General features: G+C 72.8%; 22 protein-coding genes. 4 read left to right on the top strand and 18 right to left on the bottom strand.

The window, feature by feature from the left end; all coding sequences use genetic code 11:
- Positions 1 to 126: 126 nt before the first annotated feature.
- From CRP51_RS29055 to CRP51_RS27190, 16 genes are all read right to left on the bottom strand, one after another.
- Positions 127 to 300 carry a hypothetical protein gene (locus CRP51_RS29055; RefSeq protein WP_170970703.1) on the bottom strand — a complete coding sequence of 58 codons (174 nt, stop codon included), beginning with the start codon at positions 298 to 300 and terminating at the stop codon, positions 127 to 129.
- 22 nt (positions 301 to 322) lie between these two features.
- Positions 323 to 802: a Pycsar system effector family protein gene (locus tag CRP51_RS27265; protein WP_097234030.1), complete on the bottom strand. Its 480-nt coding sequence runs from the start codon at positions 800 to 802 to the stop codon at positions 323 to 325.
- Positions 803 to 826: 24 nt separating this feature from the next.
- Positions 827 to 1,390 (bottom strand): DUF6197 family protein, encoded by a 564-nt coding sequence (locus CRP51_RS27260; protein WP_097234029.1) that lies wholly within the window; start codon positions 1,388 to 1,390, stop codon positions 827 to 829.
- 68 nt (positions 1,391 to 1,458) lie between these two features.
- Positions 1,459 to 1,701 carry a hypothetical protein gene (locus tag CRP51_RS27255; protein WP_097234028.1) on the bottom strand — a complete coding sequence of 81 codons (243 nt, stop codon included), beginning with the start codon at positions 1,699 to 1,701 and terminating at the stop codon, positions 1,459 to 1,461.
- A complete protein-coding gene (locus CRP51_RS27250; protein ID WP_342749125.1) occupies positions 1,701 to 2,132 on the bottom strand; it encodes an NUDIX domain-containing protein in 432 nt (143 codons plus the stop codon). The genes CRP51_RS27255 and CRP51_RS27250 overlap by 1 nt, the downstream gene beginning before the upstream one ends.
- A gap of 5 nt (positions 2,133 to 2,137) precedes the next feature.
- Positions 2,138 to 3,631 carry an ATP-binding protein gene (locus CRP51_RS27245; RefSeq protein WP_141514685.1) on the bottom strand — a complete coding sequence of 498 codons (1,494 nt, stop codon included), beginning with the start codon at positions 3,629 to 3,631 and terminating at the stop codon, positions 2,138 to 2,140.
- A complete protein-coding gene (locus CRP51_RS29250) occupies positions 3,628 to 4,449 on the bottom strand; it encodes a hypothetical protein (RefSeq protein WP_097234027.1) in 822 nt (273 codons plus the stop codon). Before CRP51_RS29250 ends, CRP51_RS27245 begins: the two co-directional genes overlap by 4 nt.
- 78 nt (positions 4,450 to 4,527) lie before the next feature.
- Positions 4,528 to 4,995 carry a hypothetical protein gene (locus CRP51_RS27235; protein ID WP_097234026.1) on the bottom strand — a complete coding sequence of 156 codons (468 nt, stop codon included), beginning with the start codon at positions 4,993 to 4,995 and terminating at the stop codon, positions 4,528 to 4,530.
- A 14-nt stretch (positions 4,996 to 5,009) separates the two neighbouring features.
- Positions 5,010 to 6,224 (bottom strand): hypothetical protein, encoded by a 1,215-nt coding sequence (locus tag CRP51_RS30075; protein ID WP_141514684.1) that lies wholly within the window; start codon positions 6,222 to 6,224, stop codon positions 5,010 to 5,012.
- A gap of 1,202 nt (positions 6,225 to 7,426) precedes the next feature.
- Complete coding sequence (locus tag CRP51_RS27220; RefSeq protein WP_097234023.1) at positions 7,427 to 7,651, bottom strand: hypothetical protein; 225 nt, start codon at positions 7,649 to 7,651, stop codon at positions 7,427 to 7,429.
- On the bottom strand, positions 7,648 to 8,121 hold the full coding sequence (locus CRP51_RS27215) for a hypothetical protein (protein WP_141514683.1): 474 nt from the start codon (positions 8,119 to 8,121) through the stop codon (positions 7,648 to 7,650). Before CRP51_RS27215 ends, CRP51_RS27220 begins: the two co-directional genes overlap by 4 nt.
- Positions 8,122 to 8,245: 124 nt before the next feature.
- Positions 8,246 to 8,449, bottom strand: coding sequence for a hypothetical protein (locus CRP51_RS27210; protein ID WP_097234021.1), 204 nt, complete (start codon positions 8,447 to 8,449; stop codon positions 8,246 to 8,248).
- A complete protein-coding gene (locus CRP51_RS29050; protein ID WP_097234020.1) occupies positions 8,449 to 10,185 on the bottom strand; it encodes a DUF2637 domain-containing protein in 1,737 nt (578 codons plus the stop codon). Before CRP51_RS29050 ends, CRP51_RS27210 begins: the two co-directional genes overlap by 1 nt.
- Positions 10,186 to 10,273: 88 nt before the next feature.
- Entirely contained in the window at positions 10,274 to 11,038 is a 765-nt protein-coding gene (locus CRP51_RS30070; RefSeq protein WP_097234019.1) for a hypothetical protein, read from the bottom strand.
- Between the two features lie 81 nt (positions 11,039 to 11,119).
- Positions 11,120 to 11,656 carry a hypothetical protein gene (locus CRP51_RS27195; RefSeq protein WP_097234018.1) on the bottom strand — a complete coding sequence of 179 codons (537 nt, stop codon included), beginning with the start codon at positions 11,654 to 11,656 and terminating at the stop codon, positions 11,120 to 11,122.
- A 174-nt stretch (positions 11,657 to 11,830) separates the two neighbouring features.
- A complete protein-coding gene (locus tag CRP51_RS27190; protein WP_097234017.1) occupies positions 11,831 to 12,019 on the bottom strand; it encodes a hypothetical protein in 189 nt (62 codons plus the stop codon).
- Between the two features lie 343 nt (positions 12,020 to 12,362).
- Here CRP51_RS27190 and CRP51_RS27185 point away from each other — a divergent pair, with 343 nt between their 5' ends.
- The 4 genes from CRP51_RS27185 to mobF all read left to right on the top strand — a co-directional run bounded on the left by CRP51_RS27185 (position 12,363) and on the right by mobF (position 21,599).
- Positions 12,363 to 13,085 (top strand): GntR family transcriptional regulator, encoded by a 723-nt coding sequence (locus CRP51_RS27185; protein WP_097234016.1) that lies wholly within the window; start codon positions 12,363 to 12,365, stop codon positions 13,083 to 13,085.
- A gap of 334 nt (positions 13,086 to 13,419) precedes the next feature.
- Positions 13,420 to 14,691 (top strand): hypothetical protein, encoded by a 1,272-nt coding sequence (locus CRP51_RS27180; RefSeq protein WP_097234015.1) that lies wholly within the window; start codon positions 13,420 to 13,422, stop codon positions 14,689 to 14,691.
- Positions 14,692 to 14,785: 94 nt separating this feature from the next.
- Positions 14,786 to 16,198: a replicative DNA helicase gene (locus tag CRP51_RS27175; RefSeq protein WP_097234014.1), complete on the top strand. Its 1,413-nt coding sequence runs from the start codon at positions 14,786 to 14,788 to the stop codon at positions 16,196 to 16,198.
- 1,384 nt (positions 16,199 to 17,582) lie between these two features.
- Entirely contained in the window at positions 17,583 to 21,599 is a 4,017-nt protein-coding gene (gene mobF / locus CRP51_RS30065) for a MobF family relaxase (protein ID WP_170970702.1), read from the top strand.
- Between the two features lie 223 nt (positions 21,600 to 21,822).
- Here mobF and CRP51_RS27165 read toward each other — a convergent pair whose 3' ends face one another.
- Together CRP51_RS27165 and CRP51_RS27160 are read right to left on the bottom strand one after the other, a co-directional pair.
- Complete coding sequence (locus CRP51_RS27165) at positions 21,823 to 22,863, bottom strand: zeta toxin family protein (RefSeq protein WP_097234012.1); 1,041 nt, start codon at positions 22,861 to 22,863, stop codon at positions 21,823 to 21,825.
- Positions 22,860 to 23,165, bottom strand: a complete 306-nt coding sequence (locus CRP51_RS27160; protein ID WP_097234035.1) for a hypothetical protein — start codon at positions 23,163 to 23,165, stop codon at positions 22,860 to 22,862. The genes CRP51_RS27165 and CRP51_RS27160 overlap by 4 nt, the downstream gene beginning before the upstream one ends.
- Positions 23,166 to 23,272 lie beyond the last annotated feature (107 nt).

The raw sequence follows: 23,272 nt of genomic DNA, 5'->3' as shown, positions 1-23,272 counted from the left end.
GCAAAACGCTCGGCTGGGATACCCCAGCCGAGCGTCTACGTGATCTACTCACCACCTGAAACCAGGCGGTGTTGCGACGACCCCTAGAACCCAAGCCTCGCGAGGGGTGGCCGGGGCCTTGGTGTGTCAATGGATCGTCTGGTTGATGGTGCCGTGGTTGTCACCCTGGACGATGGTGACGCCACTGGTGGTGCCCTCGAATACGGGGGCGTGCACGGTGACGTCGCCGGCGATGGTGCCGGCCTGGACGACCGTGTCGGCGTCGACGCCGGTCAGCTCGTTCGTGGTGGGGTCGGTCATCGGGGGCCTCTCGGTGGTCGGGTCAGATCAGGGACAGCAGGGCGGCGCCGGTGAGGATGGCGACGCCGGCGATGAGGAGGGTGACGGCCTGCCTGAGCCGCCTCATTTTGTGGGCGAGGATGCGGGCGCGGCGCCCGAGCTGGAGGGCGCGGTGGTCGGTGGCGACGTCGCGGGCGATGTCCGGGTCGTCCACCGTGGCCCAGTAGAGCCAGGAGCCGCCAGGGGGCCGGCCGACCATGCCGGCGGGGCGGATGACGACCAGGACCAGGAGGATCGCGGCCGCCAGGAGCGCGAGGCCGGCCAGGGTCATGGCGAGGGCGGGGCCGGCGAGGTCCAGCGCGGGCGCGGCCACAGCGGCGGCGGCCAGCGGCAGGCTCACCGCGCTGAGCACGGCGCCGGCCTTGGCCTCGACGCGGGTCAGGTCCACGGTCACGGACTCGTGGGCGGCCGTCCACTGGACGTCGGTGGGCTGGGGGGTGATGGATCGGATCGTCGCAGTCATGGTCGGTCCTCTCAGATCGGGTCTCTACTGGCCGCGCGCGTCGGCCAGCCGCGCGGCCTGGGTGAGCAGCTGCACGGCAGCGGCCGCGCCGGCCAGATCGGCGTTGTGGGCCGGGATGGTCTGGGCGCGGGGGTCGCGGCGGCGGATGGCCTCCAGGAGGAGCGCCAGGGCGTCGTCCTCCTCGCCGGCCGCGCTCGCCTCCGCGTGGATGGCGCCGTAGAGGCAGCGGGCCCCGGACGCGTCCCGGGTGGCGTCCCGGCACCAGCCGTCTGCCTCCAGGCGCCTGGCGGCGCGGTCCAGGAGCGCGGCCACGGGCGTGCGGTAGGTGAAAGCCGGGGTGGGCTGGGCGCGGGCGACGTAGGCGGTCAGGGCCTCGGTGCCGGCATCCTCCAGCCGGGCGTCCGTCTCCGGGGCGGCGGCGTCGACTCCGAGGCGCAGCAGGGCGTCCTGGAGGCGGACGGTCATGCCAGCGTCCGTGAGGGCGAGGCGGGTCTCCAGGTCCAGCTCGCCGACCGGCCCGGCGGCGGCGGCGGTGGTGGGGGTGGGTGCGGCCGCCGTGGCGGCGGCCTGCGAGTGCGTGGTGGCCACGGCGGTCCTCTCTGGGGTACGGCTGAGGCCGCCACCGGTAGGTCGGTGGCGGCCTCAGCAGCGGGGGCTCAGTGGCCGGTGACCTGGTCGCTGACGACGGTGATGACGATGTCGTCGTCGACGACGGCCAGACGGCAGTAGTCACCGGGCCTGTCCCCCCGGGGGTCCAGGCCGTGGTGCTCGGCATAGACCTGCCAGGCCATCTCCAGCGCGGTGTCGATGTCCTGCCAGGCCGCGCCCCGGCCCTCCGGGGCGGGCACGCGCCAGCGGTGGATGGTGCTGGTCACGGTGTCGTAGGAGTGAGTGGCCATCAGCTGTCCTCCGTCGTGAGGGTGTCGATGCCGCCGGCGGCGGCCGCGATGATGCCGGCGTGGTCGAAGGCCAGCGTGGGGAGGGCGTCCAGCGGCCACCAGGCGGCGGCCGTGGCGTCGTCCCCGGCGGTCGGCTGGATCGGCTCCGGCAGCATCGCGACGTAGGCCGTGGTGGCGTACCGTCCGCGCGGGTCGCGGCCGGGGGCGCCCCACACTCCCAGCTCGCGCAGCTGGGTGGGCGCCAGCTGGATGCCGGTCTCCTCGGCCAGCTCCCGGACGGCCGCCTGGAGGGAGGTCTCCCCGGGGTCGACGTGCCCGCCGGGGAGCGCCCAGGCGCCCTGGTGCGGGGGCCAGCCCCGCTGGATCAGCAGCACCTGACCGTCGGCGATGAGCACGACGTCGGCGGTGTAGTGGATGGTCTCGGTTGGCATGAGGGTCAGCTCCTGTTGGTGAGGGTGTGGGTGCCGCTGGCGGATGTGATCGCGCTCTTGCGGCGCATGGCCCGCAGGGTGTTGTCGAGGGAGCCTCGGCCGACCTCCCGGCCGCCGTCGGCGGCGAGGGCGGCCAGGAGGTCGCCGGTGGTGGCGGTGCCGCCGGCGGCGGCGAGTGCGGTGGTGATGCGCTGGGCGATGGTGCGGGGCCCGGCCGGCACCGGAGGAGGCGCCGCCGTCGCCGGCTGCTCCTGCTCCTGGTCCTCCTCGTCGTAGCCGGCCTCGTCCGCGTCGTGGTCCTCGTCGGGGTCGGGTGGGATCTCCCCTGGGGTGGGCCGGACCGGGGTGTCCGGGATGGGGATGGGGCGGCCCGGGGGCGGCCCATCCCCGTAGAGGGCGAGGATCGCGGGGTCGTGTCCGGGGTGGGGCGTGAGGGAGCCGATCATCAGCGCGCGCATCATCGCCTCCGGCCGGGCGCTGGTGAGGTGGTAGCCGCAGCCCTGGCTGTTGGCGTCGGTGTCGTCGTCTGGGGCCGTCTGCCCGTAGCGGGTGATGCGCGGGACCCGCCCCAGCACTTTGGGGATGAGGGTGAGGCGGGTGCCGGGCGGCAGCAGACCGCCGGAGACGATGCCCGACATGATGCCGCTGGACCACCGTAGGAGGATGACCTCGCCCTCACGGAGCATGGCCCGCAGGGTGTCGCTGCCGCCCAGCTCCTCCAGGTGGCCGGCCTGGGCGAGGAGGATGATGCCGATGCCGACCGAGCGGCCCGTGCGCCCCAGCTCACGGATCAGCTGGGCGGCCTCGCGCCGGTACGGAGCGCCGCGCTCCAGGAGGCGGTTGGCCTCCTCCACGATCCCGTACTCCAGCGGGTCGGGGTGATCGCGGACGAAGCCGCTGCGGCCCATGCCCTCGACGCCGTAGCGGCGCTCGCGCTCCTGGGCGCGGGCCACCAGACCGCGCAGCATGTGGATGGTCTCGGTCTGGGTCGTGACGTGGGTGGCGACCTGCCCGACCGCCTCCGGCACGCTCTGACCGCTCTTGAGGTCGGCCAGGTGGGTCGTGATACCCGAGCGCTTGCAGCCGATGAGGATCGCGTGCGCGAGTCGGCTCTTGCCCGCGCCGGTGGTCCCGAAGATGATGCCGCGCTGGGCGGACCCGGTGATCGGGTCCCACAGGCGCCAGGTGACGGGCGACTCGTCGTAGTACCGGCCGATGCGGATGCGGCCCCGGGCGTCCATGGTCAGGTCCTCGACTGTGGCCGGCACCGTCTCCAGGAGCGGGGAGCGGGGGTAGACCCGCACCAGGACCTGCCGACGCTCGGTCTGGATGACCAGCCGCGTCGGGTCGTCCACGCCCAGCGTCTCCGCCAGGGCCTCCGCGTCCATTTTCGTGCCCGGCTTGGGGGCGGTCAGGGACAGCTCGACGACCTGCTCCGACTCGCCGATGTCGGTCAGCCGGCGCGGCCGCACGCCCGAGGTGGCGGTGATGCCCATCATGAGGTCACCTCCCTCGTCGTCGTGGTCTCCTCGTAGACGGTGATGTCCTCCAGCACCAGGCCGGTGCGCAGCTGCGCCCACTCGTCGATCGCGTCGACCGGGCCGCCGTCCTCGGGGAGGATCTCCAGCAGCCGCACGCCGGCGCCCCGGCCGGCCACGGGCCCGATCCGAATGCGCTCGGTGGGGATGTCCATCCGCGCGGACAGCCTCGGGACCGGGATCTCGGGCACCGGCTCGCCCATCACGCCGGAGGCGATGATGGCGTGGGCGGTGTCCGGGCCGGTCTGGGCCGGGGCCATCAGGTACGTGCCCGGGGCGAGGTCCAGGGCGTGCTCGCGCCACCAGGCGGCCAGGGGGTGGTCCGCGTCCGGGCCCAGCACATCGGCGCCGTCCGGCTCGGGGACGGCCAGCTCCCCGCCGACATCCTCCAGCTCTTCCTGGAGCTGCTCGTGCACCTGGGGGCCGCGCCCCAGGATGCGGCGGGCGACCATGCCCGGCCGCAGGACCCAAGTCCCGGCCGCCCACACCAGCACCGCGACCGGCTCCCACCAGCGGACAGCCGTGGCGGTCTGACCAGCCACCAGCAGCGCCAGCGCGCTGGCGCCGGGGATGGCGTAGACGACGCGGGCGATGGCGCGGCGGGGGGTGGCCTCGCCCCGGCAGGTGACCAGTGCCCCGAGGGTGGTGCCGGCGGCGACGGTCAGGCCGGTGACGGCGGTCAGGTCGATGGGGTCGCCGGTCGCTGCGCCGACGGTCAGGGCGGTGGCGGTGGTGATGGTCGCGAGCCGGCCCGCGCCGTCCCGCAGCTCCTCGATCATGGTGTCCTCCCAGCCTCTCGGCCTGGTCGTGGGTGAGGGCCGCCACCAGCTGCTGGTGACGGCCCTCAACGGGGTGGGTTAGCGGTTGGCGAGGAATCCCCGGTCCGGCATGGGGGCCGGCATCCGCTGGATCTCGTCGTGGACCGGGCCGTAGTCGGCCTCGTGGTCCTCGCGGGCTAGCTGGAGCTCGCGGCTCATCTCGGCGGCCTCGGCGGCGGCGGCCTGCACGGCGTCCACGACCTGCCGCATCATCTCGGCGGCCTCGTGGTGCGCGCCGATGGACTCCGTCACCCCGAGGGCGGCCATCCGCTCGGCGAGCTCGTCGACGCCCTCAGCGCAGTCCTCCAGGTAGGCGACCGCGCCGTCCAGGTCGGACGACAGCCACAGCATCGCGCCGGAGGCGATGGTCAGCTGGCCGGTGAGGGAGGCGTAGCGGCCGATCTCCCGCATGACCCCCACCTCACCCCCGCCTCCGCTGGGGTGCTGGGTGATCTCCACCGTGTGGTGCTCGACCACGAGGCTGGCCCTGCTCTCCTCGATCTGCATGTGGTGTTCTCTCCTCAGTCGTCGTGGTAGTCGGCGGCCGCCGGCGCGGCGTGGCCCTGGTCCCGGGTCACATCCGCAGACGGCTGGTAGACCTCGGCCGCCTGCTCGCCGGCCTCCCGGATCGCCTCCGCCGCCGCCGGCACCCCTGCGGCCACGGCCTCCATCGCGGCCTGCACGGTCTGGGCACGCTCCATCAGGCGCTCGACCCAGCCCAGGAGCAGGCCCGGGACGCGCAGCGCGATGATCTCCTCGCGCATCCGCTCCAGGTGGCCGATCAGTACCTCACACCGCTCCGCCACCAGGCGGGCGTGCTCAGCCCCGGCCTCGATCTCCTCAGCCATCGAGGCGTCCGCCTCGATCACGTCGTAGATCGACAACTCCGACTCGCCCTCGTACTGCACCGAGTCCACCTGGCCGACCACCCCCAACACGCCGCCGCCGGCGGCGGCCGGGGCCGGAGTGGTGGGGGTGGTCAGGTCCACCGCCGTCGCGGTCATGCCGTGCTCCTCCTGGTCGTGCCGCTCACGCGGCGGCTGATCGTGCTGCTGGGGTGCGGTGGTGCCGGGACGGGGGCCGGCCGCCCGCTCCGGCACCCGGGGCAGCGCCGCTACCCCTCGGGTGATCCCGGCCCGCTCCGGCCGGGGACGCCGGGCCGGGCCGGCCTGCGAGGCGGCGTAGGAGGCGCGCATGGTCCAGCCGGGCGGCGGCCGCAACCCCTCCCCCTCGCCCCACGCCCCACCGCCGCCGTTGTGGTGGCGCCGGTACCAGGCACGGGCCCGGGAGCGGGCCCGACGCTCCCGGCGCTGGCGGGCCGTGGCCTGCCACCGCTCCCGGCGGGCCTGCCGCGCCCACCACGACTCACCCCCGCCCGCGCCGGCGTAGCTGCCGGTGGTGGTGTAGCGGCGGGTTCGGGACTGCCAGGACATGCGGGTGGTCGTCCAGCGGGTGCGCACCTGGCCGGCCGTCCGTCCTGCCGTCCGGCCGGCCGCCTGAGCCGCGGCGGTGGTCGTGGTCCGCCGGCCGCGCCAGCGGTCCATCCGCTCAGACCACACCGTCCGGCGGTGCTCCCGAGCCGCCTGGCGGGCGGCCCGCATCCGGGCCGACGCGGCCGTCGCGCTCTCCAGGGACGCCGCCCGGCGGTCGACCACCTCAGCCCGGCCGGCCCGCGTCCAGCGGCTGGTGTCCCGGGCCCGGTGACGGGCCTCCCGCAGCCGGTGCCGAGCATCCAACGCATCAGCACGAGCATCCGCCCGTACCCCGGCGGCCTCAGCCCGGCCCGTGGGTCCCAGGCGGCGCCCGAGAGCGGCCAGCGCCCCCGACCGGCCCCCCGACCCGACCGCACCCAGACCGGACTCCCGCAGCCCCACCCGGCCACCGCCGGCACCCAGACCGTGGTGGTGAGGAGAGCGCGGCCCCACCGGAGACCGATCCCCCCACCCACCACCAGCCCCCGAGCCGGTGCCGGTGCGGCCACCACCCCGCCCCCCGGACCAGGGCGAGGACGGAGACGAGGACGAGGAGCCGCTGCTCCTGGACCCGGTGGCGGGCGACCGCCCACCACCGCCGGCCCCGGCGCCGACCGAGCCCAGGCCGGTCGCGGACGACGGCCCTCGGCCACGGCCACCACCGGAGGCCAGCGAGGGCGAGGTACCCCCGCCGCCGCGTCCGAGGCCGAACGTCCCACCCCCAGCGCCGGTGGCGCCCGAGCCGCTCCGGCCGGTGCGGGACCGGCCGTACTCCGGACCAGACGGCACCCGCCCGCCCCCGGAGCCGGCCCCGAAACCGCCCCGGCCACCGCCACCGCCGCCGGCGGTGGGGAGACGCACGCCCCCGGACAGGGCGGGGGAGCGATGCCCCACCGCCCCACCGCCGGCACCGCTGGACGTCCCACCGGTGCCGGCGGCGGCCTTGGCGCGGGCGGCCCGCCAGTGCTCGGCACGCGCCCGCAGATGCTCCACCGTGGACACCAGGCCGCTCATGGCGGCCACCGCGATCCCGGCGGCCGCGACCATCCCCACCCCGGCGGCCCCCCGCCGCCCCGGACCGTCCCCACCTCCCACCGGCCCACCATCCGGACCGGCCGGCCCCCCGGGTGCCAGCGGCGCTGGCGGGTCCGGACGCACCGGCGGGATCGGCGGCGGCACCAGCGCCGGCAGCGTCGCGCCCGCCCCCGGGGTCAGCGTCGGCAGCCCCGGCGCCAACCTCGGCGGCGGCTCCGGGCCCCCGCCCCCGGGGGGACTCAGCGGTCCCGGCAGATGGATACGAGGCACCACACCCACACCCGATCACCCTCTCTCTGGCTCTCTGAAGAATTCGCGGCCGTCACTTGACGTGACGGCCTGTTGTTAGATACACGCGCGCGTGACGCGCGCGTCTGTCGCACGTCTCACCACCTCTCACACCCGATGTGAGTCACGCACAGTGACGACGCTCAGTCGTCCATCGCCCGGTCCACGGCCGCCCGCAGCAACTCCACGAGGTGGGGCCACAGCGGGTGATCGGCCGGGAGCGCGGCCCGGGCGACCGACAGGTAGGCGGCCGCGATGATCCGGTTGTCGCCGGTCTGCGCGGCCGCCTCCAGCTGCCGCTGCCAGTTCGCCGCCCTCAAGGCCGCCGACTTCGCGGCCGACCGCTGCCGCCGCGTACCGCCGGTCACTGGGCCTTCTTCTGCAAGAAGCCCCCGCCGGCGCCGGCGCTCTGTTGCTCGGTCGCGCCCTGGCGGTCCGCCAGCCGCTCGACGTTGCCGGCGGCCAGCTCCAGGCGCCGCCGACGGGCCGCCGCGCGGCGGGCCCTCGTGCTGGCCGCGATCTCCCTGCGCTGGGGCAGCTCCTCCGTGACCTGCACGTATCGGGCCTCGAACCGCTGCACCGCGCTGCTCGCGGACCGCAGGTGGCGGTAGGCCGACCGCAGCGGGTGCACCGTCCGCCAGGCACGCACCCGAGCCTGGCCCATCCGGTCGCCCTCCAGCGGCATCTCCCGCAGGTCCGCCTCGGTCTCCTGCGCCAGCCGCATCAGCCCCTCAGCCGACGCCTGGATGGCCATGAGCCGCTGCTCCAGCCACATCTGCCGCGTGGACGCGTCGGCCAGATGGTCCGCCGTCCACCGCCCCTGCTGCTGATCCGTCATCATGTACTCCCGATCTCTCGTAGTCGACCAGCGCGTTTACGCTGGTCACAGGCTCCGGCGGTTGCGGCGAGGGCCAGCCCGATACGAGCGGGCTGGCCCTCACCGGTGGCGCCGGCGCCACCTCTCACTCGCGCTCACACGCGCACACGCACCCCTGGCCGGCGCACCGCCGGCAGTCGGCGCACGTGTCGCACTCCCGGCAGTGCCCGCAGGCCCGGTCCCGGTGCTCCGGGTCCGGGCACCGGGTCAGCACCAGCGGCTCGGAGCTGTCCCAGGCCATCTGGCCCGGCACAGGCTCCCGCAGGCTGGTGATCGGCCGACGCGCCATCAGGCGTCCTCCCCGGGCTGGTAGCCGGAGTCCAGGAGCGCGGCCGCCTCACGGCGGTACTCGCTGGCGGTCGCCGACGAGGACACGCCGGTCTCCTGCGCGATGCGCTCCAGGGGCAGCCCCTCGGGCGCGCCGCCGGCCTCGGTGAGGATCAGCCGGGCCACCCGGCGCACGGTGCGCTCCCGGGGAGACAGCCGCGCGGCGTCCTCCAGGCGGGCGGCCCGCAGCTCGATTTCGGCAGCGTCCCGCCGCGCTTCGGCGGCGTCCCGCTCCGCTTCGGCTGCGGCTCGCCGCGCCTCGGCAGCGGCCTTCTGATCCAGCTCCCGGTCTCGCTCCAGCCGCGCGGCTCGGGCCGCGATTTCGGCAGCGGACTGGGCCTTTTCGGCGGCGGCCTGCTCCGTTTCGGCAGCGGCCCGAGCCGTTTCGGCAGCGGCCCGCCGCGCCTCGGCAGCCTCCCGCGCGGCCATCTCACGCCGCGCCTCGGCCTGGGCCACGTCCGCCGCTCCGGCGGCCTGGGCGGCAGCCTGGGCGGCGGCCTCAGCGGCGGCCACCTCAGCGGTAGCGGCGCGCTCAGCGGCCGCGACCTGAGACCGCGCGGCGACCTCGGCCTGCCCGGCCTGAGCGGCCTGCGCGGCCTGAGCCGCCTGGACCCGCCCATCGGCCGCCAGACGCGCCTCCTCGCGCGCGGCGGCCCGCTCAGCGGCGGCGATCTCCTCCGCCGTCTCCCGCTCCGCGGCCGCCTCACGCTCCAGCCGCTCCCGCTCGGCAGCCGCCTCACGACGCCGCCGGGCGTCCTCAGCGGCCCGGGCCGGCAGCTCCAGCGCCTCCTGGACGCTCAGCCCGTAGCGGGCCAGCTCCAGCGGCAGCAGCAGATCCCACTGATCCTGAGGCACCCGCTTGCGGGTGGCGGCGCCATGCTCCCGCTCCAGCATCGCCCGGTGGACATCCAGCTCCTGCTGGCGCCCCACCGACGCGCCATAGCTGGTCAGGCCGTACAGCCGCATCTGCCGATACAGCCGCCAGGTCCGCCACGGAGCCAGCAGCCACCGGTAGAGGGGCACGCCCTCCGGGCGGTCATCCCCGTGCAGCAGCCTGCGCCGGAACGCCTCGACCACCGCCACGAACAACAGCGGCATCGCGGCGTGCATGGCGGCCGCCGTGGGGTCCTCCCGGATCGTGTGCTCACCCGCGGACGCGTTGAAGTAGATCGTGGCCAGGGTCATGAGGTGGGCGATCCAGCGCAGCGCCGGCCAGGGCCGGCCCGCCCGCACCAACCACAAATCCAGGGCGAGCAGCGCCACGATGCCCGCGTCGATCCCGATAGGGAAGAACCGGGCGAACTCGCCGAACCCCTTGCGCTCGGCGAGGTCCCGCAGCGCCCCGTAGGAGCCGCTGAACCCGATCGCGCCGACGATCGCCCCGCCGATCCCGCCACCCCACTGAAGCGCGGTACGCGACCGATCCCGCCCCGCCCCCGAAGCGGCCGGGGCCGTCTCCGAAACAGCGGACGGCGCTCCCGAAACGCCCTCGGGCGTCTCCGAAACGACCGCCCCCGAGCGGCCGGCGGGCGGGCCTCCCACCCCCGTCGCCCCGGTCTCGCCGTCCCGCTCCAGCCGCGCCCCCGAAACGACGGCGGGCGTCTCCGAAACGGGCTCCGGCACTCCCGAAACGCCCTCGGGCGTCTCCTCGTAAACGTCCCCAGGCGGCACCTCGGGACGAGCCTGCGTGATGCTCACATCCAGTCCTCTCACGACCGGACGCCGGCGCCCCCGAACCGGGGCACCGGCGTCTCCGAAACTCGAACCAGCGCCCCCGAACCGGGCCCTACAGCGCTCCCCAGCTCTGCCGGGTAGCCAGGTCCACCCCGGCTGCCTGCCCCAGCAGCACCTGGACCAGCAGCGGCCAGGTCTCCGGCCCCGCCTGCTCCCGCAGCCACCGATCCAGGCTCCGTGTGGCCCAGGACAGGGTGGTCAGGTCGTCGCCCCGGGCCCCGTCCGTCCAGGGGCCCGTCTCGCTCCGCACGGCGTCGACAGCGGCCTGGGCCTCGCTGGTGGACCGATAGACGCCGACCGGCCGGCCGTAGCGCAGCACCACCACCAGGTCGTGCTCCCCGGCCCGGTCGGCCTGGAGCCCGATCATCCGCTCCACCCACCGGCGCGCCTCGGCCACCTCGGCCTGTGCCGTGTCCCGCTCCCGCAGCATCTCCACCGCGCTCTCCTGGAGCCGGGCGACCTCCGCCTGCCGGTCCGCCGCCTCCGCCTCCAGATCGGCGACGCGGGCGGCCAGTCGCGCCCGCCACGTCCCCTCGTGCTCCGCCCGCGTCTCCTCGCGGTCGGCCTGCTCCTCCGCCATCTCCCGCCAGACCCGCTCCTGGGCCGTGCGCGCCACCTGGTCCTCGTACCAAGTCTGGTAGCGGCCGGCGGCCTCGCGAGCGTCCTCCAGTGCGTCGACCGCGCGGGCCTGCGCGGCCCGCGTCGTCACCACCGGCAGCCACCCCGCCCGCGCCGGACGCGGCCCCCTCTCCCACTCCGTCCAGGCACCGGACGCCACCGCCGGCACCGCCGTCGTCATCTCCTGCGTCTCGCTCATCTCGTCCCTCCTCACGCGGGTGAGGGCCCCCGCGCCGGGGGCCCTCACCAGGTCAAATCCGGGTTGCTGTGGGGGTGGTGGTCAGCAGCGGCACTGCCAGTAGCCGCAGCCGGGGCAGGCGTCGTCCTCGTCGTCCGGCATCCGCTGCCCGACCGGGGCCGTCGACCACCCGCAGCGCGGCGCCCCGACCACGTCCTCCGGCTCGTAGCCGCGCCGGTCGTCCTCGTCCTCCAGGTCCTCGCCGATCCAGGCCGTGGCCGCCGTGAGCAGCCGCACGGCCGGGGCGGGCACCGCCAGCTCCCCGGGGCTGATGAGCCCGGCCTCGACCATGTCGCCCAGCGCGTCCACGCCGGCGACGTCCACCTCGGTGCCGAGCACCCGGCGGCCGTAATCGACCAGCGCCTCGACCCGGGCCGCCTCGACCAGCTCCTCCAGCTCGCCATCGACGTCGGCGGCGAGGGCCGCGAGCGCCTCCTCCCACGCCACGTCCGCCACCTGCTGCACGCACCGGCAGCGCCAGTACCCACACAGCACGCACGCGTCGTCCTCAGCCGTCGGCCTCGGGATCAGGCCCCCGGTGGTGACCTCGGGCCCCGTGTAGTGCATCGTGATGTCCACGGTGATCGTCTCCCTAGTAGATGGGTCACCGAGCAGCCCCACAGCGAGTGCCAGTCGCGTGGGGCTGCGCCCATGTCTGGGCAGGTGACAGATGGTGTAGAGCGGCGGCCATCCGGCTCGACCAGCTCTCCAGCCACCCCGCCACGCGGGGTGGCCAGACAACCCGCCGGCCCGTCAGACCTGACCGGCCGCGATCTCCTGGTAAGCGGCCGCGTTGCTACGGCACAACCGGGCCGCAGCAGCCGGGTCCGGCGTCGAGCCAGCCGGCGCGATACCGACCTGCGCGTCCCACGCGGCCGCCGCCGCCCTCGATCGCTCAGCCGCCGTGGCGGCGGCCTGCCGGTCCTGCACGGTGACGCCCATCTCGATCTCCCTATCCGCACCACCAGGTGGCGGCGCTCGCGAGCGGCGAGGGACTCGCACCCTCACCCAGCCGGAGCCACCCGACTGGAGGTCTACTCAGACCCGCCCGTTGCCCCCTCGCGGCGAAGAGCCGCGTTCCGCCGACACGAGCCAGCAGTTGTAGGCCCAGGAGCTGGACCGTCCGGACTGCCAAGGCGCCGGCGACCTCCCCCCGCTCTGTCCCGGGGGCCACTCCAGGAAGGTAGGACACTCGTCAGGCGCTCGTCAAGCGCTTGACTAGATTGCTTGACACACATAGCGTCGGATCAAGCTTTCTGGCTGCACAGCAAGAGGAGGTAGAGCAATGACCGGATACATGGACATTGCTGGGCATTACAGAGGGGAGATCGCCAACGGCCAGCTGAAACCTGGGGCTCGTATGCCGTCGCAGAGAGAAGCTGCGCGGCTGCACCAGGTCAACCTGACGACGGTGATCCGCGCGTACGAGGTGCTGCAACGCGAGGGGCTAATCACGACGCACGTCGGTCGCGGCACCGTCGTGACAGCACGACCCAAGGTTGTGGTCACCGGAGCCCAGCGAGCAGCGCGACTCGATTCAGGTGGGCCCGATCTCGCCGATGGCGAGACCGTCTCCGGACGGTCTGTTGCTGTCGTGCCCTGCACCGATGTTGCGGTGGCGGTCGAACTGGGCCTGGAGCCTGGGGAGCAAGCTGTGCTACGACGTCGCGTCTTCCGCACGGACGAGGTCCCGGCGACCTATGCCCTGACCTACATCCACACCAGGGCGCTGGACTACGTTCCCGAGATCATGACGGACGGGCCTCTCGGTGACTGGAGGCCCATGTACCAGGAGAGGACCGGCAAGACCGTCGCCCGGTCTCCCGAGCGACGGTCGGCACGGCACGCCAGAGCCGACGAGCTGGCTGCCCTCGAAGTAAACGTCCCTGAGGGGGATGTCGCCGTGCCAGTACTGGTTACCCAGACGACCTGGCACGACGATGACGGCCCGCTGATGGTGATGGAGGACGTCTATCGCCCCGGCGCCTGGCAGATCAGTAACGCCTAGCCATGCCGCCAGCCGATCCAGGGGCTACGATCATGGCCCAAAACACCCGAAAGCCCGACCCCCCGCATCCGGCAAGATCTGGGGGTCGGGCTCCACGCTGGTCCGGCAGTGTGCCGGTCGTCATGATGCTACGGGATGCCTGGCGATCTGCCCAGGTGACCCTGCGCACCATGCTGACCGGCGCGTCCGGGCCTGGAGAGGACTCCATGCCCACCCGCTCCACCACCACTACGGGGCTGCTGGTTACGGGCCGACCCCGGAGGACACCGCCTCCGGAGGCTCGTATGCCCTACCCCGTTATCGTCCGCCTCGGTCGTCACCAGGCGGTGGCCTCATGAGCACACCGCCCGACGAGGACGAGCTGGTTGAGTTCGTCGGCGATATCACCGACTACTGGACCTACACCCAGGTCCGGGACTGGGTGCTGCTGCACCCGGAGATGACCCGCACCGCGCTGCACCTCTACCTGCTGATCCGGTCCATGGTCACGGAGAGCGCCCGCCGATCCGGCGGCGGCCTGCGCCGCATGTCGCTCGACCAGCTGTGCTGGCTGTTGCCCGGCGTCAACGGCAAGCCGGCCAGCCCCACCATGGTCAAGGACGCCCTCCGGCTGCTGGCGAGGCACGGCCTGGTCCTGAACCCGGACGAGGGACGCCTGGTCACCTCCAGCGGCCGCAGCTCCATCCAAAACACCTACCGGCGTTACCAGGTCAACGACCTCCCACCGGACACCTACACAGGGTGGCGCAACGTCTGGGACAAGCTCGACGCCTACCGCCCGGACTGGCGGGAGCACCCACCCACTCCCCCCACCCACGTCCGGACCGACGCCGGGGTCCAGCAGACCTCGACAGATGACCCCGGACGGAAATCCGACCATCGAAACGACCAGGGGCGACAGGATGAAACCCCAGGTCGCTTCGATGGTCGGAAATCCGTCCCACCCGGACGGAAATCCGTCCCACCCGGACGGAAATCCGGCGCGACTAGGGCGCTGACCAGCGAAAACACTCTCCCCAAAGAAGTCTCTCTAACAAGCTCTTCCCTCTCTGGTGCTCCGTCGTCACATGCGACTCAGGGCGAGAGAGAGATGGGCGCTGCGCGCGAGGGCGAGCAGCTGGCTGAGGTTGGGGTGCCGGGGCAGCGGCAGGACGTGCCGGGCGAGTCTCCCGCTGCTGCTGAGTCCGGTGACCAGGAGCAGGGGCACGTCCAGGACGAGGACGAGGTGTTGGGGGCGTGGGCGGTTGGTGCGGGGGTGCCGGCGGGGCGGCCGCCGGCGACTGTGCGGCGTCAGCTCGCGCCTCAGGTTGCTGAGTTGGTGGCGAGTTACGGGTTGGAGGCGGCGCTGGTGATCGCGGGGTATGCGGGGGCTCAGTCCTGGTATGACCTCGGGCGGGCGGCCACGGCTCCGGCGTGCCGGAGGGCGGTGGCGGCCGCGCGCGCTCCGAAGGAGGGTGCGGAGGCGCGTCGTGGGGTGTGCCCGGAGGCCCAGTGTGATGGGTCGGGCATGGTCTATGCGCCGGATGATCCTGAGGGGTTGCGGCCCTACCGGTGTGGGGCGTGCCGGCCGCGTCAGGCGCGTACCGCGCACGCCTACGTGGGCTGACCAGTCCGCGGCTTGAACGAGGTGCGGGCCGTCTCCTTGCCCGAGACGACCCGCGCGACACCCACCATCCAGATATGTGACAGACGGGAGTGTCATGGCCACCGTACCGATGCCGGCTGATCCGTTCGACTCGATGTCTCCGCAGGTCGACCCGATGGCGGCGCCGCCGTATGACGAGGCGTCCGAGGCCGCGATGCTCGGAGGGATGATGCAGCCGGGCGCGAGCGCGGCTGACGCCGTCAGCACCGCCCTGGACGCGCTCCAGCCCTTGGGGGGCGCGGCTCTGTATCGGCCGGCGCACCAGACGATCTACGAGGTGATCACCGCTCTCTACCTCCAGGGGCGGCAGCCGGATGTGCTGTTGGTGACCGCTGAGCTGGAGCGGCGCGGCGACCTGGCCAAGGTCGGCGGGGCCGGCTACGTCCACCAGCTGGCGTGGGAGACCCCGTCCGCCGGCAACATCGAGTTCTACGCGGAGCGGGTCCGTGACCTGGGGCTGTACCGGCAGGCCCTGACCACGGCGACCCGGGTGGCGGGCATGGCCCATCGCGCCGCTGGCAGCGGCGTCGACCTGCGCGAGTTCATGACGGACGCGGCCGGTCAGCTCCTCGATCTGCTACCCGCGCTGGACGTCGGGGCGGACCCGGCCGGCTGGGATGAGCCGGTGGGCACCGCCCTGGGGGAATGGGAGGCCGCGCTGGAGGCCGGCGGTACGCCGCCGCTGCCGCTGCCGTGGGGAGACCTCGACCAGATGCTCCGGGTGCAGCCCGGCCACCTGGTCCTGGTCGCCGGCCGGCCTGGCATGGGCAAGAGCGTGGCGCTGCTGACCATGGCCAGCCACCTGGCGGTGACCTGCGGCCGCCCCGCCGCCCTGGTCTCGCTGGAGATGACCAAGAACCAACTGCTGGAGCGGCTGATGGCCTCGGAGGCAGAGGTTCCCCAGCACATCCTGCGCGCCGGCCGGATGGACGCCACCCAGCGCGAGCGCTACACCCAGGCGCGAGAGCGGGTGGTCGCGGCTCCGCTGCGGCTGGTCGTCCCGCCCGGCGGCATCACCGTGCCGCAGCTGCGGGCCCAGATGCGCCGCTGGCAGATGGAACAGCGCCTCCCGGAGATGCTGCTGGTCGACTACGCCCAGATCATCACCCCGGCCAGCACCACCCGGGGCGCCAACCGCACCAACCAGGTGGACGAGATCGCCCGCGGCCTGAAGAACCTGGCGCTGGAGTACGAGATCGCGGTGGTCGCCGCCGCCCAACTGTCCAGGGCCACCACCAACCGCGACGACAAGACCCCGCAACTGTCTGACCTGCGGGAATCGGGCGAGCTGGAGCAGGCCGCCGACTCGGCGATCCTGCTGCACCGGGAGGACTACTACGACAAGGAGTCCCCCCGCGTCGGCGAGATCGACATGATCGTCGCCAAGAACCGGCACGGCGCGACCGGGGTCGTAGACCTGCTGTGGCAGGGCCACCTCTCCCGCATCCGCGACTTCCCCATGCGCTAACCCGCCGCGTGCGGGGCCTGGCCTGCGTGTTTAGCAAAAGTCAAATGAAGACAGGCAAGGCGCTAAAAGGGTTTGTCAGGTCAGGCGACACGAATATCTAGCTAGATAGGAAGCCAGGCTGTTTCGAGAGGGGCGCCTGCGGGCTTTCCCCGATCATTCTCGTGGTAATGTCGACGGCGTCACTCCTCGCCGCCCGGGTGGACTCCGGCCGGGTTCACTGAGGAGAGGAGGTGACGCACGTTGCCTACTGGTCACCACGCCTCGGATGAGGGGCGTCCGGTGCCGGCAAGGACCTGGCTTCAGCGGGCGGGGGATGTTCTCACGCTCGTTGCCCGGGGGGCACAGGCCGTGTACTACGCGGTGCGCCTGTGGTTCTGGGAGTAGAAGCTGTGGGCCCAACCCCCGGCAGGGTTAGGCCCACTGAGGTCCGGTGACGTCGGCGGACCCTCGTGTCCCCCCTCCGAACGGTGGGCACGGGGGTCCAGTCATGTGGACCGCGCCAGTGAGCGCGAAGCTCACCGCTTCCATGGAAGGCTACCACTTTATCACTCCCACTTTATCACTCAGCATTGCCCGGTGCCGCGATTGAACTTGGCTCTAAAAATGCAGAATGATTCGGCGGGTGAAAAATGAGTGTTGCTTTGAGGAACCTTCTGTCCTGAAGTCCGGACACCGCCGTCCGTACCGAACCGAACCGCGTACCGAACCGAACCGCGTACCGAACCGAACCGCGTACCGAACCGAACCGCGTACCGAACCGAACCGCGTACCGAACCGGATACCGAATGACAGCCCGTGTCCTCTCTGTCCGGACAGTGTCCCTGCACTGTCCGGACACTGTCCGGGTAGTGTCCGGACACCAGGGCTGGGGCCGTACCGAGCCCTGAACCGTACCGAACCGCGAACCTCGGACACGAGGTCCAGGACGGGCGTCCTCGTTGTCCGGGCGGACAGATGCGGTCCGGACAACGAGGACAGCGCTGATGTCCTGCGGCCGAAACGTAGTTGGGCCCCCACTTCATCGCATGATCAGCGTGCGGTTTGACGAGCCAGACGTGTCCTTCGTGGCCCTGCTTTTTATGTTCCTGATCTCCGTTTTTGTTGATCTGGCGAGCCTGTGCGCGGGCGGCGTATGCCCGGCACGGTATCCGTCTGATCACGTTCCGCGCACGAAAAACCGTCCCTCAGTGTCTAGTTACTGAGCATGAATGGCTGATGCCTGACGCCAGTGGATCAGGGATGTCGCGAGGGTTGGTCAGGCAGGGATCACCCGCTACGGTCACTGAGGATCATGATCATGCGTGGTAGTACCCAGGTATCTCCGATACGGCGGCCGCCTGGGGCGCCCGAGACAGACGGGATGGGGGGTGCGGGTGTGGGGTGGGTGACGGCGATCCGCGCTCCGGAGCAGGTCGACTACCGGCTGACCGCCCAGTGCGGGTGCGATGCCGAGCACGAGGAGCTGGAGCCGGCCGGGGTGGATCGGCAGGTCGACTACCGCCTCGCGGCGGGGGACCTCGTCTGGATCGGGTCGGGCCTGAGCGAGGTCGGCATCACCCCTGGGACGCCGGTGGACGCGGCGGCGGCCCGCGCCCTGATGGACGGCGTGCACCCGGGCACCGGTGAGCGCCTGGTCACCCGCAAGAAGGCCGTCGACCCGCGCGCGAAACTGCCGGCGCGGCCGCTGCTGGACGCCGTGACGGCCGCGTGCGAGACCGTCGACGCGACGCCGGAGGAGCTGCTCGGGGAGCGGCTGGCGGCCCGTGTGGCGCGGGCTGAGCGCGGTGTGGTGCGGGATGGGGAGGCCCACCGCATCCCGATCGGCGACATCGAGCGCCTGGCGGCGGCCGCCGGCGTCGACCTCGCGGTCGTCTACGAGGACCAGGAGCTGGCCGACGCCCGCGCCAACCGCGGCCGCCGGATCGACGTCGGGCTGCGCGGCGTCGACGTCACCCTGGACCTCCCCAAGAGCATCAGCGTGGCCTACGCCCTGGCCGACCCGGCGACCGCGGCTGCCATCGAGGCCGCGTGGATGGAGTCCGTCCGGGAGGCCGTCGGGGCGCTGGAGGAGTGGACGGCCTACGGCATGACCGGGCATCACGGGGACGGCCGGCGCGCTGAGCGGATTGGTACGTCGGGTCTGCTGGGGTGGACGACGGTGCACCGCTCCGCGCGCCCCGTGCCCGTCCCCGCCGGCGGCGATCCGGCGCTGCGCGAGGCCCTGGCGCCCGGCGACCCGCACCTGCACGTCCACGTGACGCTCGCGCACCTGGCCCGGTGCGAGGACGGCCGGTGGCGCACGATCGCCGCCGGCGCCGAAGACCTGCACCGGCACGCGAGGGTAGTCAACGAGCTGGCGGAGGGCCGACTCCGCGCGCTCCTGGGTGAGCGGCTCGGGGCGCGCTTCACGCGTGATCCGGAGTCGGGGGTGTGGGAGTTGGCCGGCATCTCCGAGGAGCTGCGCGAGACCTACTCCCGCCGGCACCACCAGGTGGTGGCCGCCGCCGGCGAGAGCGCTACGCCGGCCCAGGCCAAGGCGGCGGCCGCGCGCACCGCGCAGAGCAAACCGGAGGTGGCGCCGGGGGATGTCCGCAGGGCGTGGCGGGCCCGGGGGCAGGCCGTGGTGGGCGATGTCGACGAGGTGGTGGCGGCCGCGCTGCCGGGCCCGCCCCCGCCGCCGGCGGTGGGTGCCGGCATCGACGGCGGGCCGCGGGTGCCGTCGCCGGGGGAGATCGCCGCCCAGATTTGGACGGACGAGGAGCACGGCCTGGTCGCCAGCCGCAAAACCGTCTCGCATCCGCAGGTGATGGCGGCGGTCGCGGCCGCCGTCCCGGCTCTGGAGAGCCGCGAGCACCTGGAGCGGCTCGTCGACGAGGTCCTCGCGGTGCCGGGGCACGCGGTGCGCCTGCCGGACTCCTCGCGGGCGCATGAGTCCCACCCGGCCCGCTACACCCACACCAGTATCCTCGGCGCGGAGACCGCGCTTCAGGACGCCGCCACCGCCGGCGTGGGCGCCGGCCTCGCTCAGCTCACCCCCGACGCTGCCGAGCTGGCGATTGAGACAGCCGAGGCCGCCCAGGGCTGGACCTGGTCCGCCCAGCAACGCGCCGTGCTGGCCCGGCTGCTGACCACCGGCCACGCGGTCGACGCCGTCATCGGCGTCGCCGGCGCCGGCAAAACCACGCTGATGAACGCGGCGCGGGCCGGCTGGGCGGCCGCCGGCCTACGCGTGGCCGGTGCGTCCACGGCCGCCGTCGCGGCGGCCAACCTGGCAGCCGAGGCTGGCATCATCTCCGCCACGGTCGCGGCCTGGACCCGCGCCATCACCGGCGGCGCCGGCCTGGACGACGTCGACGTCCTGGTCGTGGACGAGGCCAGCATGGTGGATGACCGCGCGCTGGCCGCGCTGGCCACCCACGCCACCACCACCGGCACCAAACTCGTGCTCATCGGCGACCCGCAGCAGCTCCAGGCGGTGGGTGTCGGCGGCGGATTCGCGCGCGCCCACGAGCTGGTCGGCGGGCTGGAGCTGTCGGAGAACCGGCGGCAGCGGGACCTGGTGGAGCGGGCGGCGCTGGCCGACTGGCGCACCGGAGCCCGCACCACCGCCCTGGCCCGCCTCGCCGACCACGGCCACGTCCACGCCACCACCACCGCGACCGAGGCGCTGGCCGGCATGGTCGCCGCCTGGGACACCGCCCGCCAGGAGTGGGCCGATCCACACGACCTGGTCGACGAGCTGCTCCTCCTCGCCCCCCGCCGGGCGGACGTCGACGCCCTCAACGCCGCCGCCCAGGCCCGCCGTCGCGCGGCCGGCGAACTCGGGCCGGCCCGCACCTGGGCCCTCGGGCGGACCGCCGGCGGCGGCCACCTCACCCTCGCCGTCGGCGACCTGGTGCGCGTGACCCGCAACGACTACCGCTCCCGCCAACCCGGCGGCGGGGGTGGGCCGGATGTGCTCAACGGCTACCGCGGCATCGTCCGGGAGGTCGACGCGCGGCGTGGGGCGCGGGTGGAATGGCGCCGCCGCACCCCCGACGGCCCCACGACCGAGGCCGCCTGGATCGCCCCGCGCCAGCTCGCCGCCGGCCACCTGACCCTCGGCTACGCGATGACCGCCGCCTCCGCACAGGGCCTCACCTCGGAGGTCGCCCTGGTCTACGGCGCGCACGCCGACGCCCACACCCTCTACCCCGAGCTGACCCGCGCCCGCCGCGCCTCCCACCTCTTCCTCCCCCTCGCCGAGGCAGAGGACGCTGCGGCGGCCGCCCGCCTCGGCACGCCGCGCACCGGTGAGGAGCTGCTCCAGCGCGCCGTGACCGCCTACGGCCGCACCCTGGCCCGCGACACCGGCGACAGCATGGTCACAGACGAGATGGTGGCCGCGGTGTCCGAGGCGGCGCCGCCCATGGCGATGCCCGCCGACGATGCGCACGAGCCGACGGTGCGCGCGGACGAGGACCAGGCGCTGCGCGCCGCCGCCGCCCGCGCCATCTCCCTCCCCCGCAGCCGCACCGCCCCGGTCGGCGAGCAGGACCAGGAGGAGGGCATGCTGCCGCACTGGCGGCGCCGGCCCCACGGCGCCATGCCGACCGCCCACCTGCCCCGCGCCGCCGCCACCGCCACCGAGCAGGCCGACCGCGCCGACCAGCTCGCGGCCGCGGCCACCGACCGCGCCCGCACCCTGGCCACCACCGCCGGCACCGACCAGGCCCCCGCCGCCCACCAGCTCGCGGCCGCCACCACCCAACTCCAGACGTTGGAGGCCCTGGTCGACGCGGCGGCCGCCGCCGCCCGCGCCGCCGACCAGCACGCCCACCAGGCCGCGCTCTACCGCGCCCGCCTGGAGCCGATCACCCGCCGCCTGACCCGCCGCCGCTCCGCACTGCTCCGACAGCGCGGGGAACTGCGCGAGGTCGCCGACTGGCTCACCCACCAGATCACCGCCGCCGACCAGCACACCGCCCAGGCCCGCGCCGCCGCCGCCGACCACGACCGGCAGGCCCGCGCCGCTGCCCGCGACCTCCTTGATCCGCTTCGCCCAGTCGGCCCACTCACCCCCGAGACCGTGTCCGCCCTCCATGGCCGCCTCCCGGTCCTGCGGGAGGCCCTGGAGGCCGCCGACGCCCAGCAGGTGGCGGACCATCAGCAGCGGGCCGCCCACCTCCGTCAGGTCGCCGCCGGCCACCGCGCCACCGCCGACGCCCTACGCCGGGAGTACGACGCCCGCCGACGCCTGGCCGTCGACGACCCGGCCCGCGCCACCGTCGAGGACACCCAACGCCGACGGGCGGCCGACGACCTCGCGCGGCAGCGCCAGGAGCAGCTGCACCGTGTCCAGACCCGGCCACCGCTCCAGCCGCCTCCGCAGCGCCGCGACGGGCCGTCCATCGGTCTATGACCACCGGTCAGCAAGCGGACTGCATCCTGGGGGGGGTGCCTCTATGTCTTCCGTCAAGGCATCTCTGTCGGCTTTGGGGTGGTTCGGGGTTGTTGGGGTTATGCGGCGAGTTCGATGTTCGTGGGCGTGCGGGGTTCGTAGAACCGCTCGAACCCCAGCCGCGCAGACTGTGATGGCCCGCACTCGCAAGCGCGGCCCATCATGTTGCATCACTCAAATGAAGTCATCGCCCCCTGGAAGGCCCCTCGTTCGGCCTGGGGCGAAAGGGCCCCGTGGTCGGGTTCCCTGCCTGGGGCGCGATCGACTTCTGTGGAGCGGGCTCACCGGTAGTGGTGGAGCGTATGTGCGCTGCCGCAGCTCGCTGCTGGTCAGAGCGCATCTTCTCAACCGCTTGCTGTCCTTTGTGGCTCAAGATGGGGAGTGCGAGATCCTCGATGCGGGAAAGTGCAGTGTTCCACTGTGTCCCCATTCCCTGCCGGAGTTTGCTCTGTGTGCGCAGGAAGTCCGCTTCCTCAGTATTTGAGAGGGGGCGATTGCGCTCCCTCTCTATGGCGCCCCGAAAATTGGGTGCCTCTTTCCATTCGCCATCAGCGCCACGTGTGTTCGCGTACGTCGGCGCAGAGGGGCCTCGACGCTGAACAACTGTCTGCTCTGCGAGCTTTAGTTCGTCAATCTTTTCGGCGACTACGAGAATTCCCTGGAAGGAGCGCTCCATCTTTTCTGGTACGGGGAGGCGGCCGCTGCCTCGCTCCTGCACCTGTTCGAAATAGCGATTGAAGACTCCCTGCTGACTCAGTGGCAGCGGTACCCCCAGTCCAATCACCTCTCGTCGGAATCCTGCCTCCCCATACCGAGAGAACACCCCCTGGAGGAACTCGGGCGACTGCGCGGTCTCCTGAAGGAGGGTATTCACCTTCTCCCTCAGGACGTAGTCGTGAGTTTGGCGAGTCCAGCGTTGCCCGTCGGGCCCTGTGTAGAGCGCCATCCTCTGGTCGTCTTCTTCCAGCAGGGACGCGTACTGCGGGTGGTAGGGCTTGTAGACGTCGCTGTCGTTGTCTACGAAACCACCGCGCTTATTGAGCACATCGGCCACGCCTGAGGCAGTGGTCGTTTTCCCAGCCCCATGTTGCGCCATGAGGACGACCAAGGTCGGAGTGGGGAGAGTCTCTCGCCCACTCAGTAGCTCCGGCGTAATCTGTTCCCGAAATATCCGAGTGTTCTCTTCCTCGGGTAAAATGTACCTGGCGGCTTCAGGGTCGGTCACGTTTCACTTCTCAGTCGGCGGGTGAGTACCGTGTACCGGTGACGAATTTCTGCCACGGCGGCGATATCGTCAGGCGACAGCGCCTCTCGATCCCTGATGCAACTCTCTCGGCCCGCTTTCAACTGAGAGATTTGCGCTTCGTCTGCTCCGTGTGCTTCGGCTTTTGCGATCAGCGCAGAGTATGCTCCAAACGCGTGATTGATGGCCTCCAGTGCGGCTTCGAACGATGCAGCTCTTTCGCTAGACCATTCTCCAGCCGGGATCTGATCTACAATGGATGACACTTCGTGCGGTTTCTTCATCATTCCCCTCCTCGGAAATTATGATAGGTCCGCATGGGTCGCGTTGTCATTCCTGTTCATGTCCGCGATCCAGTAGCTGCCATCCGGTGCCGGGTCGGGGGCGATGC

The organism is Streptomyces zhaozhouensis (assembly GCF_900230195.1).
Taxonomy (GTDB): Bacteria; Actinomycetota; Actinomycetes; order Streptomycetales; family Streptomycetaceae; genus Streptomyces; species Streptomyces zhaozhouensis.
The sequence above is the reverse complement of the archived record's forward strand: the minus strand, read 5'-3'. Positions and strand labels throughout refer to the sequence as shown.